Here is a 15,452-nt window from a genome sequence, read left to right as displayed (position 1 = left end):
GAAATTATGGACATGACTAATTACCTTATTGGTTTACTCACAGGAGTTTCTGTGACAACCTTTTTTATTGGAAAAGAGTGGTATAAATATTATACTAAATACACGATCCAACAAAAGCAATTGGATCGAGTTTTGAAATTAAACGATAAAATTAAAAAACTGAAAAATTACAGTCCGTCTGAAACTCAAAACTTAAATGTTGGAGTCTAAAATTATTTTTCTGATTTAATTTTTACGGATGCTTGTTAATTATTTAAATCTAGATACTTATTATCAAGTGTAAATAAACGATGTCAAAAACTTAAATAATTTTATGATGAAGTTAATAATGAGCTCGATAAAATGTCGAGCTCATCCCTTTTGAAATTACCTCTACGCCTGTTACTTATTTTAAGTTCCTTTTATAGTCCTGACTATTGAGGAATATTTTTCCTTATATGATTCGTGTTCTTAATTCATATAAAAACTTTTAAATCTCCCTTATCTCCAAGATGTTATATATTCTGTTTTCTTTAATGGAAATACCCAATACATCTAACCTTCTTTATACAACTTTACAAAGCTCCCAAATCCTATTTGAGGCTTAATAGCATTGCGATTGAGCCATTTGCATACATGTTTTTGCTCGTATGTATTCTTCATTTTACAAGTCAGCTAAAAATGAACAGTACTTATTTTGTAAAAACTATATATGATTTTAATTAAAGTCCCGATATGAGAATATAAGGGATTTTCGTGTTTTATGTTGTTGAAGTATAATCTATTATAAATAAGGATAAAAATGCTAAATCTTGAGAGATGATTAAAAAAGAAAAAGTTTTAGTTCGCGATAATAAAGGTATTTTTTTAAAAATGTTCAAAAGAAAGTTCAAGAGTGAATTTGACTTTTCTGAAGATTCCTTCTTGTTGAAAAATGAAAATAAATCGGGAGGTTTTGATCATTCTGTCTTTGTAGTTTATGAATATTCTGAATTAGTAGATTTTTTCGAATTAGACGGAATAAATACAAATTCTATGGTTTGCTTATTTAGTAAACATCTCTATAACAGCTTATCTAGAATAGAAGAGATAAAAGATTTAATTTTAATAGATGCCTCAAAGTCAAAAACAGAAATTTTTGAAGATTTAAAAGTATGCTTTAAAAAGTCTTCATCGCTGCTTCCAAAATTATCTCAGAACAAATTTGTAAAATCAAAAATGCCCAAAAAGCAGCTCGAAGTATTGCAGAGAGCTTTATATTTTATGATGTAAGTAACTCTAAAATTTATTACGAATGCATAGCTCAGCTGGTTAGAGTCTCCCAACTTCAGTCGGGAACGGTCGGGGGTTCGAATCCTTCTGCGTTCGCAAATAGCCACTCCTTTGAGTGGCTTTTCTTTTTTTTGAATTGACTGAAATTGAAAGCAATTTTTAGAAGATTTATTAAAAGCTTTTTCAGAATAGAAAAGTATATTTGCAGCCTGCGATTTATTCCATTCTTCGCTTCGCAGCAATTATTCTAACAGCCTGATAATGTCACAAAATAAAAAATCTATTTATACGCTTCAATTCATTCTGCTTTGCATGAGCTCGCTTTTGTTCTCGTCAAGTTTTAATATGATAATTCCAGAACTTCCAAGTTATTTAAGTAGTCTAGGAGGAGCAGAATATAAAGGATTAATTATTTCATTATTTACTTTAACAGCAGCAATTTCGAGGCCTTTTAGCGGAAAACTAACCGATAAATGGGGACGCGTTCCTGTAATGGCTGTAGGATCTGTCGTTTGCTTGATCTGCGGATTTTTATATCCCATCTTAAGTTCAGTTTCTGGATTTTTACTTTTGCGTTTAGTTCATGGTTTTTCAACCGGATTTAAGCCTACTGCGACTTCTGCTTATGTAGCAGATATTATTCCGCAGGAGCGCTGGGGCGAAGCATTAGGTTTGCATGGTTTATGTTTTAGTATTGGCGGTGCTTTAGGACCTGCATTAGGCGGCTGGGTTGTAAATGCTTATGGAATTGATGTTATGTTTTATGGTTCGTCATTTCTTGCCTTTCTTTCAATTGTCATTGTAATGAACATGAAAGAAACTTTAGCAACAAAAGAAAAACTTCATAGATCTATGTTTTATATCGGTCGAAAAGATATTATAGATGTTGGGGCACTTCCTGCAGGAATCATCACTTTCTTTTCTTATACAGCCTATGGTTTGATTTTGACATTGATTCCAGATTGGAGCGAACATTTGGGAGCACAGAATAAAGGAATATTTTTTACAGCCTTTACAATAGCATCTGTTCTGATAAGATTTGGAGCTGGAAAAGTTTCTGACAGACACGGAAGAACGAATGTCATATTAGCAGGACTAGTGGTAACTGCAATTGCATTATTTGTAATAAGCGAAGGCACTCATATAAATATGCTATTAGCAGGCGCAGCCCTTTACGGAATGGGAACTGGAATTTTATCTCCAGCAATAAGTGCATGGACAATCGATTTAAGCAATCCAGAACACCGCGGCAAAGCAGTAGCCACAATGTATATTTCTATGGAAATAGGAATTGGGTTTGGTGCATTGTTAGGAGGAAGCTACTATAGCGATCATATAATGCGAATACCGCAGATTTTCAAAATAGACATCCTAATAATAATAACGGGACTCTTGTATCTTTTGTATTGGAAAAGCAGAAATACTAATAAAAAAATGTTGAAATAAGCAATTTTTAAATTCAGTAAAAATAACGTACATTAGTGTAAAAGCTTACAATAAAGCTCCAACTTTAAATCATAAAAATGTACTTTAAATACCTATTGACTTGTTTCATATTGTTTACAATCACATCCAACTCACAAATTGTAGAAGAGAAAAAAAATTTCCGCGCCGCAGATTCATTGTTAAAAGAACATAGCTTTTCTGTTCATAAGGATAATTATTTTTTAACCGGTATACCGTTGAGCGAACCCATTACACGAAATTCTGCAGATGTAAAGTATCAAGTTAGTTTTAAACTCCGACTAAACTCAAAACCTTTATGGGGTGGATTTTTCCCTTATCTAATGTACACTCAAAAAGCATTTTGGGATATTTACGCAAGTTCAAAACCCTTTTCAGAAATTAATTTTAATCCTGGAGTTGCTATCGTTCGTCCGTTTTATTTAAAAGGCGGAAGATTAACGTATGGAACAATTTCGTTGGAACACGAATCAAACGGAAGAGATTCGATCTATTCAAGAACTTGGAATATGCTTGCCTTTTCATTAAAATCACAAGTTTCTCCGAGATGGACAGTTGGAATTAGAGGCTGGATTCCGCTAGTTGATAAAGAAGATAATCCTGGATTAACCAAGTATGTCGGTTATGGTGAGGCAAGCGCAACTTATCAGATTCAGCCAGGAAGATGGAGTGCCGACGTTCTTTTTAGAAAAGGAAGCGGACTCATCAATTATGGTTCTCTGCAGACGCAGCTGAACTGGAAACCCTATAAAGACGAAAATTATTACATTACATTGCAATGGTTTGTGGGATATACAGAAAGTTTAATAGATTATCAGGAACATAAAAGCATGCTCCGTTTAGGCTTTACAATCAAACCAGAAAATATGGGAATTTTCTAAATCAAAAAAAACATCATTTTTTAGCAGCATTCCAAAAAAAAACAATTTCGAGACAAAATAAAAAAATAGTTTTAATTTAATTCAGCTTCTATTTTTTTAAGCTGATTAAAACATCTGAAATGTATTTCTGCACCTTCTATATATTGTTCAGGAGTCATTCCGTATAAGTTTAGGTTTGCTAAATCGTCTAGGGTAAGAGATTTATTTCTGAGCAGATCATTAGTAAAATCGATTTGGTATTCTTCTTTTGTGTTGTGTATATCCTGGTTGATCATAATGTTATTTTTCATAAGATTCGGTTAGAAATCTTTTTAAGAAGTTATAAGTTTAATTTTTTCAATTGCCTCTTTATTTTCTGCAGCTACTTCTACCAATGCAAGCAAAATGTCATTTCTTAATATTGCTTTATTTCTTACATTTCTAATCAAAGCTTTACTTGGAGGAGTTTTTCCTTTTTTAAGCAGGCAAGCGATAGTTAAGTCGACATAGGTAACTGGTAAATGCTTGTCAATAAATTCGTAAGCTTTTAGGTTGTGAGAATTATCTTCTTTAAAATTGCTGTTTTTGATTAATTTTGACATATATTTGCTATTAATAACTTAATCTTTTATAATTTATGTAAATGTAAGAAAAATATTATATTTTAAATAAGTTTTTATGTTAAAAAAAGTATTTTGAGTACATTTTATATTGAATTTAAATAATGATGTATAACGAAAAATTAAGCAAATTCTTTAAAGCTAAAGGATTAAAGCAAAAAGAGGTTGGCGAAATTTTAGGATTTAGCCCAGTAATGATTGGAAGATATTTACATGGTACTGCTAATATTGGATCTGAATTCCTTATTAGTTTAAGTAAAAACTTCCCAGATGTAGATTTGAATGATCTTTTTGCTCCAGAAAAAGAGCAAAATATGGTTAATGAAGACAGGGCGGTTTACGAAAAACATGATATTCTTAATGATTTAGAAGAAATAGAAGATCGTATCCATACCATTAGATTGCGCCTGGCAGAAAAAAAGTTTGAGGAATAGTTTTAAAAAATAATTTTCCGAAAATATCTAACAAAATAACCTGAAAAAAAATTTATTGAAACCACTCTAATAGAGTGGTTTTTTTTATTTTACAAAGTTTATAGTTAAATAAATGTGTTATAGTAGATTAAGTTTTTTTTTATTAAATTTGATAGACAATTTCTAGCCAGAATACACATGGAAAAATTAAAACGACCGGTTTATGTCAAACCCGGAACTGATGATTTTTTTAAAAAGATGCGTTTAGAAGTGAATGAAACCGTCTTAAAGAATTCATCTTTATACGTATTAAATGTTGTAAAATCTCTAGGACTTCTAGTTGTTTTCTTTCTATTTTACAGCTGTATTTTACTTTTTGGTAACCAGACCTATTTGCTTTTTCTATTTTATATTTTGTCTGGAATTACTATGATTGTTTTATTTATAAATGCTTTTCATGATGCAGCGCATGGAGCATTGTTTAGAAAACCGAAACATAACGAATGGTTTTTATATGTTTTAGAACTCTTCGGCAGTAATCACTGGCTCTGGATGCGCCGTCATATCAGCCTGCATCATGCATATCCAAATGTTCCAGATTGGGATGTAGATATCAAACAAAGCGATATAATTAGAATATTTCCCAACAGTCCATTATTTAATTATCATAAATATCAGCATATTTATATGTGGTTTATATATCCGCTTTATAGTCTCAACTGGATATATATTAGAGATTTTAAAGATTTTTTTGGCACCAAAGATAATTACGTAAAAAAAGTAGTCGAAAAGATTCCGAGACCAGAAATCTATCGCTTATTTGCGGCCAAGATTATTAATATTGCTTATTTGCTTTTCCTGCCAATGATACTTTTAAAACAGCCTTGGTATATGGTTCTGTTTGCCTGGCTGTCTATGCACATGTGCGGCAGTGCGCTTGGGGTAGTAGCCTTGGTTTCGACTCATGTCGATGAAGATGCTCATTTTCCGAATACAGATGAAGAAGGCAATCTTTCTGATACTTGGGCAGTACATCAAATGATAGTTACCAAAGATTTTAGCACCAATAGTAAACTAGCCAATTTTTTATACGGCGGATTTACACATCACGTTGCACATCATCTTTTTCCAGGTGTTGGGCATACTTATTATCCGTACATCACCCCAATAATAAGACGTTACGCAGAAGAATACAACCTGCCTTATACTTCGTATCCTTTTTATCACGCCGTGCGTTCCCATTTCAGAATGCTCAAAAATAAAGGAGTAAAAGAAAATATTTTAATGACAGGGGAGATTTGATTAAAAGTTAAAAGTTAAAAGTTAAAAGTTAAAAGTTAAAAGTTAAAAGTTAAAAGTTAAAAGTTAAAATAGGCATTAAACACCAACCATTAACAATTAACAATTTACCATCAACCATCAACCATTAACCATTAACCATTAACCATTAACCATCAACAATTACCCCTCAACTTCTACATTTTCTTTTTTAACGTTCAAATCTTTCAAAAAGTTATCTTTAATTTCTATTTCAAAATCATCTTCTTTAAAAATTGTTAATTTAGATTTTTCAAATTTGTAAACATTTATCTTATTGTTTTTTACATCTATAAAAAGATCATACGAATAGTTACTGCAGTCGTGTTGTTTACATCCCCAGGCATGCAGGATATTTTCCTGTTTTTCAAAAGGCGTTTCGGTATTCCAATATTTTACCATTTGATCATAATCAGCTCCTAATAATTTTTTCAGCCTTGGAGCCAGACTGCTTTTGGTTAAAAACTGAGTTCCAATAACGCTTTTATCAACCAAATCATTTAAGGTATCTGAAGGATTAATTACGGCCGAATCTGATTGTAAGGCATGTGTTATTATAGAGGTTGAATCTGTTGTAGGAAGACTTTTAACCGTTTCTTTTTTACATGAAATCAATATAAAACTACTTAATAAAACTAGAGAAAAGTATTTGGCTTTGCAATTCATAATAATTGATTTTAGAATTAATAATTTAAATTATAAAGTCATAATAATCTAATATTCATAAAGATATTAAAATAAAGTCTGTTTTGAAAGAGATTTAAAACCATGTAAATTATAAAACATATTATTTTAGTGTAAAGATCAAATTATAAAGGAAGCAGTTTTAAGTTTTTTTGATTAACTTCAATTTTTTAAAATTATAAAGCAATGAATTGTTTTTCAAAACTTTTATGCGTTTTCCTTTTTGGTACCGCATCTTTACAAGCACAAAACGAAGCCTACACAGATATTTCTGAATCACAAATCTCAGATACAACATTTGTCAATCTAAGAGATTACAGTAATGATTTTATCTACGACATGAAATACGCAACCGAAGATAATTTTCTAAAAGCAAAAGTATATGATTGTGCCGAATGTATGCTCCGTTTAAAAACGGTCAAAGCTTTAATTGCGGCCAATACTGATTTTCTAAAAAAAGGCTATAGAATCAAATTATTTGATTGTTACAGACCTTTGGATATCCAAAAGAAAATGTGGGAGATTGTGTCGAATCCAGAATACGTTGCAGATCCAAAAAAAGGCTCCATCCATAATAGAGGAGGAGCCGTAGATATTTCTTTGGTAGATATAAATGGAAAAGAAGTCGATATGGGAACTTCTTTTGACTTTTTCGGAATTCAGGCGAGCCACAATTTCAAACAGCTTTCAAAAGAAATCCTTTCAAAAAGAGCTTATCTGAAAAAAGTTATGATTAAAAACGGCTTTAATTCTTTTGATTCAGAATGGTGGCATTACAATTTAAAAGCGGGTTTAAAAGATAAAGTTGCCAATCAAAAATGGAAATGTGATTAATTATTCTTTAATTAAATATCTGCAATATTAAAATTATATTTTTCATCTTCCCTTGGATCATTTACACTGTCAAATTCTTCAACTTTTTTCAGCGAGAATAAAAAACCATAATTCGGATGTGGATATTTAAGTTCTTTATTTCTTGTAAAACCTGTAATTGATACAAGATATTTTCCAGAGGATAGATTAAATTTTAATCCAGAATATAATGTTTCTCCATCAAGTGTTTGATATGATATTTCTTCTCCTGAAAATTTATTTTTATCAAATTGGTAGAAGCTTCCAGTATCAGTAATCCATAATGAATCTTTGATTTCGATATTGAAATCATCATATTTTAGCTTTTGTAACCATTGATTATCAAATGATTCACCAAGATTTTCTATTTTAATAATATATTCTATCGAGTTTATTGGAGTGAATGGCAACCATATTCCTTTTTTAAGCAAGGCTAAATATCTGTCATGATTATCTTGAAAGTTTTTTAAAAGTTTTTTTGATTTTATTTTTTCATTTTTCAAAAAATCTTCCAAGATATCTATTGAAAATAAACATATTCCATAGCTTGAGATATTTAAAACTTTTATCTATCGCCTTTTTCATAATTAATCATGTTGTTATTTTTACATGCTAACTTTAAAATTAAGGTTTTATTGCTAAATAATTATTTTGGATTATTCAACACATCGAATGTTATCCATAAAATAAGTATTTGGATGGAAAACTTTACCATTCATTTCAGATGTTAATTCAGACTTTACAATGTAATCTTCAATGTTGGTTAAGTATTTAACTCGCATTAAGGTTACAGGAGATTTTTTCAGCTCTTCGTAATTGTCTTTCATAAAAAGAAAAATACCAGTATTAACACGATTGTCAAAACCTTTTTCGTCACGGATAAGAGTTCCGCAATTTTCTTGGTTAATGTGCATTAGCGAAACAATTTTTCCGTTTTGCAGCTGTAAAAATATTTTAGAATTTTTGTCAAAACAATTCGCTTTGATAAATTCTTTACTCTTTTGAATTAACTGCACATTTAAAGTCGGTAGTCCGTCTGTTTGAGCAAGCGAAAAAAAGATGTAATTAGAAGTTCCTCCAAAATTTTTCTCGTTTACTAAATATTCGTTAGTGATTTTATAAGAACCAATAGAATCGGTAACGTTGGTACTATATTCACATGGTTTTTGGGCAAAAGCGGTAAGGGTTAATAGAAAAATGGTTAAAGTAAATAGTTGTTTCATTGTTTAGATTATTTTGCTGCAAATTAAAACTATTTTGTTATCTTTTACATCGGTTGTAAAAAAACAATACAAATTCCCGCCATTTTTTATTTTCCATTTTTTTCTAATGTTTTCAACCGTTTCTGGAAAATTACGCGTTGTGATATTCGCCTGCTGATTCGCAAGTTCATTTTTCATTTCGTTTTTATTGTACGGAATCACTTTTTTAATTTCAAATCTTCTTCCTGGAAAATCAATTAAGTTTTCTGAAGTGTACAAATGGGAATGTTTATGCAGTTTGTTAATTTGAAAAACAGCACTTACTTCATCAAAACCGCCAGATTTCATAATAGCCGAATTGGGTTCATACAGATATTTCTGCGGAAAATCATAAATAGGAAAAGATATTTCGCCTAAAACAAACTCAAAAGTTTCGGTTGTCTCTTTTAAAATATTCGCAGTCTTTAATTTTATTTCACCCGAATAATTTTTGTGAATTTCGAAAAGTAATTCTTTAACCTCATTTTCCAGCGCAATGACATGAATGTTTTTTACATTTTTCAATTCAGACAATCCAGCCGAAATATCCAGCAAAGGCGCAGTTTTAATTAAAATAGAATCTGCTTTTTCAAAATAAAAATCAAGTAATTCGGGAACATTTGGCAGGCAGTCTTTCAGCATAAAAACTTTGCCTTTTGCATCATTTCTTCGCGAAGGATCTATGTAAATCCAATCATATTTTTGATCGGATTTTTCTAATAAATGAATGGAATCGCCAGCATAAAAAGTACAGTTTTTAATTTCTAAATGATTGAAATTATGTTTTACAATTTCAGATAAATCTTCATTGATTTCGCAGTGCGTTACCGCTTTAAATTTCTTAGAAAAGTAATAATCATCAACGCCAAAACCACCTGTAAGATCGACTAAAGTTTCACCTAAAATTAAATCAGCTTTGTAAGCGGCTGTTTTTTCTGAAGAAGTCTGTTCTACCGAAATTTTGCTTGGATAAATAATATTTGCAGCCGAAAACCAAGTCGGAAGTTTTTCTTTTGCTTTAGAACGCGCTTCGATTTGATTTAAAATTACAATCCAGTCTGCTTCTGGAAATGGATTTTTCTGAAGGGCTAGTTTCGTTAAGTCTGCACCAGTATTTTGAATTATAAATTCCTGAATATCTGGATGCAAAATAGAAGTGTTCAAAGCTAAATTCTTTCGGTTAATACGGAGACAATTTTATTGTTAGGAAAAAATTCTTTTAAGATTACTTTAATCATTGTAAAAACTGGAACCGCGATGATCATACCAACAATTCCAAACGTAATACCACTAATTAAAATAATTAAGAATATTTCTAACGGGTGCGAATTTACACTTTTTGACGAAATTATTGGCTGGCTGATATTATTGTCAATAGCCTGAACGACTAAAAATCCTATTATTACATAAATTGTAGTTGGCAGAATTTCCGATTGAAAATCTTGTCCGATCATGCTGATCATGGTCAAGATGCCAGCCAAAGTAGTTCCGATAATCGGTCCCAAATATGGAATTATATTTAATATGGCACACAAAAAAGCAATTACAAACGCATTTTTATTTCCGAAGATGAGTAGTACAATTAAGTATAGAATAAATACAACTATCAACTGCAATAGCAAACCAATAAAATAGCGGGTCAATAGATGATTTATTTTGGTGATTGAGTTTATAATTTTGTCTTCATTTGAATCTGGAAGTATTCTTCTCGCTTGATCTTTAAAAACGGTTTGATCTTTAATAAAAAAGAAAGTAATAAAAAATACTGATACTAATCCCATTCCCATATTGGCCATGAAATTAAGTATTGAATTAAGAAATCCTGTGAAATAGCTGAAATCCAATACGGAAGTAAGTTTAGAATCTTTTATAACTTTATTTAAATCAATATGCTGGATATTAAAATATTCCTCAAGATGTTTTTCTGTTTCCATAAATTTTGTCTGAAGATGCGCTGTATCTAAAAGCGCTAAATTGTTGGCCTGAGAAATAATTAACGGAACAAACAATAATATGAAGCCTGCAATTAAAAAAACAAAAAGAATGATCGTTGTTGTAGCAGCTAAAGAATTGCTGAATTTTAATTTATTCTTTAAAAATAAAACCAACGGATTCGAAATTAAGCATAATAGTAATGAAATGCATAAGTATACAATTACTGTTTGAATTGAATATAAAAAGTATAAAATAATGCCGACTATTAAGATTGTTGCTAAAGCTCTTAAAATTCCGTTTGAAATAGTTTTTGAGGTGATCATGTTTTCATTTTAGACTATAAATATAGGAAAAAGCATTTTAAAATTTGAGTTTAAATAAAAAAAGCGGGATGTATTACATCCCGCTTTGCCATATAATTTTTTGCTGATTATTGTGCAAATGAAGCTCTGGCACCTCCAGTTGTGAATATTGCAGCTATTCTGTTTTTTTGTCCAGTTGAGAACATATACATTGCAGCATCATCAACATAATCCATGTAGTTCATAGTCATTTCTACAGGATTTCCTGAACAAGTACTATAGTGAGGATAAGCAGGAACGCCATAGTTTTCTGCGTTATGAGTAGGAGTATCGGCAACAAGGTCGCTTCCGCAAGTTGCATCTCCCCAGATATGACGTAAGTTCATCCAGTGTCCAACTTCGTGAGTAGCAGTTCTTCCTAAGTTAAATGGAGCATTTGCAGAACCAGATAATCCAAAGTAACGTGGGTCAATAACAACCCCATCTGTAGATGAAGATCCGCCAGGAAATTGTGCGTAACCTAAAATTCCGCCTCCAATGTTACAAGTCCAAATGTTTAATTTAGTTGTTGGAGAAGTAGGAGCAAGTCCGCCTTGAGCTGTTTTTTTCATGGCATCATTTGTACCCCAAGAAGTTTTGGTAGTAGATTTTCTAATAACCTGATCTAAAACAAACGTAATTCCGATATTAGCTTTAACTCCAGAGAATAAAGCAGGTACATTATTAAAATCAGAGTTTAATGCATTAAAATCTTTGTTTAAAACATCAATCTGCGATTGAATTTGTGCATCTGAAATATTTTGTGCAGCAGTTCTATACAGAACGTTTACTACAACTGGAATTTCGATTTTGCCATTTACTAAACGGCCTGTAAAATTGGTAAGAGAATGTTTTGCAGTAAATGCTTCAATCTCATTCATTCTAATAGCTAATGAAGGATCAGCTTTTAATTGTGCTTCTAAAACGTCTTGTGTAGCGCATCCTCGGCGAGAAGCTGCTACTGCATCTGGACTGTTAGAATCAGATTGTTCATTTTGACAAGCAAAGAGCATTAATGCTGCAAATGTGGTAATAATAACTTTTTTCATAATAATTTGGGTTTTTGTTATAAAAATGTTGATTAGTTAAACATTGCAGCAATTTTATAACAAAAATAAATTACAGAAAAATTTTATAAAGAATATTTTGTGGGAATTTTTGCAGTGCCTTACAAACACTGGTTCTTACAAAAAAGCAATGAAAAATATTAGTAAGATTTTACTTTATTTTTATTTTTTTTGATGCATTTCGTCGTAAAAATTTGTACGTTAAACGATTATTCGATAAATCAAATTGTTGAAAATCAAAATAATGGTTCAAAATACAAGCAGAATTGATTAATTATTTACACGTAAGTTCGTAAAGCGCAATACTCGCAGCCTGAACCACATTCATACTGCTGTTTTTGCCAAACATATTGATATGGACAATTTGGTGTGAAAGTTTTAAAAGTTCGTCTGAGATTCCATTGATTTCACTTCCAATCAAAAGGGCGATTTTTTTGTTTTCTGGAATAACGACTTCTTTTAAGGGTTTACTGGTTGAAGCAATTTCTAATGCAATAATTTCAAAATCATTATCGATCAGAAAAGATTGAAGTTCGGTAAAATCTTCAATCACAGAATGGGGTACATGAAGATGAGTGCTTCTAGAAGTTTTATTGATTTTACGAGGTGTCAGCGGAATATCCTTTCCAAAAAAGATAATATTTTCTACTCCAAAAGCTTCAGAAATTCTGAACAATGAACCAATATTCTGTTGAAAGTAAATATGATCACAAACTAAAGTTATGGGAAACGTTTTTCTTTCAAATTGATTTTCTTCGTGCGTAAGCTGCATTTTTGTTAGTAAAAAAGTAATTAGTGATTAGTGAAAAGTGATTAGTGTTGAGAGGTGATGTTGTTTTTTTAAATTGATGAATTACTAATTACTAGTTACTAATTACTTAGGACTAGCCACTAATTAGTAAAAATATAATTGATGATGTTTGCACCCATTTTCAAGGCTTTATCTCTAACATTTGCTGGATCATTATGAACTTCAGCATCTTCCCAGCCATCGCCCAAATCGCATTCGTAGGTATAAAGTAAAACCAATTTATTGTCGATAAAAATACCAAACGCCTGCGGACGAGTTCCGTCATGTTCGTGAATTTTTGGTAATCCGTTTGGGAATGGAAATGGTTTTTGAAAAATAGGATGATTTGCAGGAATTTCAACTAAATTATTATTCGGAAATATTTTTTTGATCTCTTTTCTAATAAATTGATCCATTCCGTAATTATCATCAATATGCAAGAAACCGCCAGCTGTTAAGTAATTTCTAAGATTGGTAACATCAGAATCGCTGAAAACTACATTTCCGTGTCCTGTCATGTGCACAAAAGGATAAGAAAATAAATCAGGATTACTTGGCTCAACAGTCGAAGGTTTGCTCTTTATACGGGTATAAATATTAGCATTGCAAAAACTGATTAGATTAGGCAGAGATGTTGGATTGGCATACCAGTCGCCGCCTCCGCTGTATTTAAGCAAAGCAATTTCTTGTGAAAATGAAGAAACGGAAACCAATAAAAACAAAAGAAATATTTTTTTCATGTAATTTATATTATCGGTCTGTCATTGCGAGGAACGAAGCAGCCTCACTAAGTAATACGACCTTTTATTGACAAAGCTTTGTAAATTTAATTTGCAAATGCGATTGCTTCGTTCCTCGCAATGACTAATTAAACTTAATTATTAGGAACTTCATTAAAAAAAACAACACTATGACAAGCGACAACTGCTGCTGTTTCTGTTCTTAAACGCGTGTTTCCTAACGTTACAGGCTTGTAATTATTTTCTAATGCCAATGCAATTTCTTTCTCAGAAAAGTCACCTTCTGGTCCAATTAAAATGGTTACATCTTCGCTTGGTTTTAAGACTTCTTTTAGTGATTTTTTATCGGTTTCTTCACAATGCGCAATCAGTTGAAGGCCTTTTTGCTGTTTTTTGATAAATTCCTTAAACGAAATCGCTTCATTTAATTTGGGCAGAAAAGTTTCGTTGCATTGTTTCATTGCCGAAAGAATAATTTTCTCGAAACGGTCTTTGTTAATCACTTTTCGTTCAGAACGGTCGCAAAAAATTGGGGTAATTTCCTGAATTCCAATTTCAGTTGCTTTTTCAAGAAACCACTCAAAACGATCATTCATTTTAGTTGGCGCAACGGCTAAGTGTAAATGAAATTTAGGTTTTTCGGCATTCGTTATAGAAAGTACTTCAACGATGCATTTACTGTCTGAAGCCAATGTAATCTGGGTTTCAAACAATAATCCTGAACCATTTGTAACATGCAGAATATCTGAATCTTTTTTTCTAAGAACTTTTATAATATGACGGCTCTCTTCTTTATCAAAAGAAAAACTTTGAGTGCTTTCGTCTATATTCGGATTAAAAAATAACTGCATGATTTAAAATTGAATTCGTGCTTTTGAAACTACAGAAGAAGTTTCAAAACGATTTGATAAATATTTTTGATAACCTACAATTCCAATCATTGCAGCATTATCTGTTGTGTATTCGAATTTCGGAATAAAAGTTTTCCAGCCGTATTTGCTTTCTGTTTCCTTCAATGTGGTTCTAATGCCTGAATTGGCAGAAACACCGCCACCAATGGCAATTTGCGTAATTCCGGTTTCTTTTACCGCCATTTTTATTTTATCCATCAAAATTTCGATAATTGTATGCTGAATCGAAGCACAAATATCATTTAGATTTTCTTCAATAAAATTAGGGTTGGCTTGTTTATTTTTTTGAATGAAATATAAAATAGCTGTTTTTAGTCCAGAGAAACTAAAATCTAAACCAGGAACTTTCGGTTTTGTAAAAGTAAACGCTTTCGGATTTCCTTCTTTGGCATATTTATCAATCAATGGTCCGCCGGGATAAGGAAGTCCTAAGATTTTTGCGCTCTTGTCAAATGCTTCACCTACAGCATCATCTGTTGTTTCTCCGATGATTTCCATGTCAAAAAAGCTGTTCACTTTTACAATCTGTGTATGTCCGCCGCTAATCGTTAAAGCTAAAAAAGGAAATTCTGGTTTATCATAACCTTCTTCATCAATAAAATGCGCTAAAATATGTGCATGCATGTGATTTACAGCAATTAACGGAATATCTAACGCCAATGATAAGGATTTACTAAAAGAAGTTCCAACTAATAAAGATCCCATTAAGCCTGGTCCTTGTGTAAATGCGATTGCGCTTAACTGTTCTTTTTGTACATTTGCTTTACGAAGTGCAGCATCTATAACTGGAACAATATTCTGCTGATGTGCTCGCGAAGCCAATTCAGGAACGACACCGCCGTATTGATTGTGAATTAATTGATTGGCAACAACATTTGACAATACTTTGTCGTTATGTAAAACCGCGGCAGCAGTATCATCGCATGAACTTTCGATGGCAAGAATAAAAACCTCTGGATTTTGCAT

The 15,452-nt window shown here is 31.6% G+C and carries 19 protein-coding genes and 1 tRNA gene; 8 read left to right on the top strand and 12 right to left on the bottom strand.

The features are described 5' to 3' along the window. Positions 1-12 precede the first annotated feature (12 nt). From ASE40_RS08520 to ASE40_RS08500, 5 genes are all read left to right on the top strand, one after another. Positions 13-210 carry a hypothetical protein gene (locus ASE40_RS08520; RefSeq protein ID WP_057116517.1) on the top strand — a complete coding sequence of 66 codons (198 nt, stop codon included), beginning with the start codon at positions 13-15 and terminating at the stop codon, positions 208-210. A 588-nt stretch (positions 211-798) separates the two neighbouring features. Next, entirely contained in the window at positions 799-1,251 is a 453-nt protein-coding gene (locus ASE40_RS08515) for a hypothetical protein (protein WP_057116516.1), read from the top strand. 20 nt (positions 1,252-1,271) lie between these two features. Beyond that, a tRNA-OTHER gene (locus tag ASE40_RS08510) sits at positions 1,272-1,347 on the top strand. A 165-nt stretch (positions 1,348-1,512) separates the two neighbouring features. Further along, complete coding sequence (locus ASE40_RS08505; protein WP_057116515.1) at positions 1,513-2,697, top strand: MFS transporter; 1,185 nt, start codon at positions 1,513-1,515, stop codon at positions 2,695-2,697. Between the two features lie 77 nt (positions 2,698-2,774). Continuing rightward, positions 2,775-3,596, top strand: coding sequence for a phospholipase A (locus tag ASE40_RS08500; RefSeq protein WP_057116514.1), 822 nt, complete (start codon positions 2,775-2,777; stop codon positions 3,594-3,596). A gap of 71 nt (positions 3,597-3,667) precedes the next feature. Here ASE40_RS08500 and ASE40_RS08495 read toward each other — a convergent pair whose 3' ends face one another. Continuing rightward, a complete protein-coding gene (locus tag ASE40_RS08495) occupies positions 3,668-3,871 on the bottom strand; it encodes a hypothetical protein (protein WP_128414956.1) in 204 nt (67 codons plus the stop codon). 36 nt (positions 3,872-3,907) lie between these two features. Continuing rightward, positions 3,908-4,177, bottom strand: coding sequence for a hypothetical protein (locus ASE40_RS08490; protein WP_057116512.1), 270 nt, complete (start codon positions 4,175-4,177; stop codon positions 3,908-3,910). Between the two features lie 125 nt (positions 4,178-4,302). On the opposite strand from ASE40_RS08490, the gene ASE40_RS08485 reads away from it, so the two are divergent. Together ASE40_RS08485 and ASE40_RS08480 are read left to right on the top strand one after the other, a co-directional pair. Continuing rightward, positions 4,303-4,629 (top strand): helix-turn-helix domain-containing protein, encoded by a 327-nt coding sequence (locus ASE40_RS08485; RefSeq protein ID WP_057116511.1) that lies wholly within the window; start codon positions 4,303-4,305, stop codon positions 4,627-4,629. 177 nt (positions 4,630-4,806) lie between these two features. Next, positions 4,807-5,910: a fatty acid desaturase family protein gene (locus tag ASE40_RS08480; RefSeq protein WP_057116510.1), complete on the top strand. Its 1,104-nt coding sequence runs from the start codon at positions 4,807-4,809 to the stop codon at positions 5,908-5,910. Between the two features lie 159 nt (positions 5,911-6,069). Here ASE40_RS08480 and ASE40_RS08475 read toward each other — a convergent pair whose 3' ends face one another. Then, positions 6,070-6,591 (bottom strand): hypothetical protein, encoded by a 522-nt coding sequence (locus ASE40_RS08475; RefSeq protein WP_057116509.1) that lies wholly within the window; start codon positions 6,589-6,591, stop codon positions 6,070-6,072. 204 nt (positions 6,592-6,795) lie between these two features. Here ASE40_RS08475 and ASE40_RS08470 point away from each other — a divergent pair, with 204 nt between their 5' ends. Then, the gene (locus ASE40_RS08470) at positions 6,796-7,443 is read left to right on the top strand and encodes a M15 family metallopeptidase (RefSeq protein WP_057116508.1); all 648 of its coding nucleotides are present in this window, start codon (positions 6,796-6,798) and stop codon (positions 7,441-7,443) included. A gap of 11 nt (positions 7,444-7,454) precedes the next feature. On the opposite strand, the gene ASE40_RS08465 is transcribed toward ASE40_RS08470, so the two are convergent. The 9 genes from ASE40_RS08465 to tsaD all read right to left on the bottom strand — a co-directional run bounded on the left by ASE40_RS08465 (position 7,455) and on the right by tsaD (position 15,452). Further along, entirely contained in the window at positions 7,455-7,976 is a 522-nt protein-coding gene (locus ASE40_RS08465) for a hypothetical protein (RefSeq protein WP_057116507.1), read from the bottom strand. Between the two features lie 141 nt (positions 7,977-8,117). Continuing rightward, entirely contained in the window at positions 8,118-8,684 is a 567-nt protein-coding gene (locus tag ASE40_RS08460; protein ID WP_057116506.1) for a hypothetical protein, read from the bottom strand. Between the two features lie 3 nt (positions 8,685-8,687). After that, positions 8,688-9,866, bottom strand: coding sequence for a THUMP-like domain-containing protein (locus tag ASE40_RS08455; RefSeq protein WP_057116505.1), 1,179 nt, complete (start codon positions 9,864-9,866; stop codon positions 8,688-8,690). Positions 9,867-9,868: 2 nt separating this feature from the next. Then, entirely contained in the window at positions 9,869-10,960 is a 1,092-nt protein-coding gene (locus ASE40_RS08450) for an AI-2E family transporter (protein ID WP_057116504.1), read from the bottom strand. A gap of 107 nt (positions 10,961-11,067) precedes the next feature. Next, positions 11,068-12,027 carry a zinc metalloprotease gene (locus ASE40_RS08445; RefSeq protein WP_057116503.1) on the bottom strand — a complete coding sequence of 320 codons (960 nt, stop codon included), beginning with the start codon at positions 12,025-12,027 and terminating at the stop codon, positions 11,068-11,070. A 292-nt stretch (positions 12,028-12,319) separates the two neighbouring features. Then, positions 12,320-12,817, bottom strand: a complete 498-nt coding sequence (locus ASE40_RS08440) for a TrmH family RNA methyltransferase (RefSeq protein ID WP_057116502.1) — start codon at positions 12,815-12,817, stop codon at positions 12,320-12,322. A 119-nt stretch (positions 12,818-12,936) separates the two neighbouring features. Then, a complete protein-coding gene (locus ASE40_RS08435) occupies positions 12,937-13,575 on the bottom strand; it encodes a DUF4159 domain-containing protein (RefSeq protein ID WP_057116501.1) in 639 nt (212 codons plus the stop codon). A 134-nt stretch (positions 13,576-13,709) separates the two neighbouring features. After that, entirely contained in the window at positions 13,710-14,426 is a 717-nt protein-coding gene (locus ASE40_RS08430) for a 16S rRNA (uracil(1498)-N(3))-methyltransferase (RefSeq protein ID WP_057116500.1), read from the bottom strand. Between the two features lie 3 nt (positions 14,427-14,429). Further along, entirely contained in the window at positions 14,430-15,452 is a 1,023-nt protein-coding gene (gene tsaD, locus ASE40_RS08425) for a tRNA (adenosine(37)-N6)-threonylcarbamoyltransferase complex transferase subunit TsaD (protein ID WP_057116499.1), read from the bottom strand.

It is taken from the genome of Flavobacterium sp. Root935 (genome assembly GCF_001429295.1).
In the GTDB taxonomy this organism is placed as follows: domain Bacteria; phylum Bacteroidota; class Bacteroidia; order Flavobacteriales; family Flavobacteriaceae; genus Flavobacterium.
The sequence above is the reverse complement of the archived record's forward strand: the minus strand, read 5'-3'. Positions and strand labels throughout refer to the sequence as shown.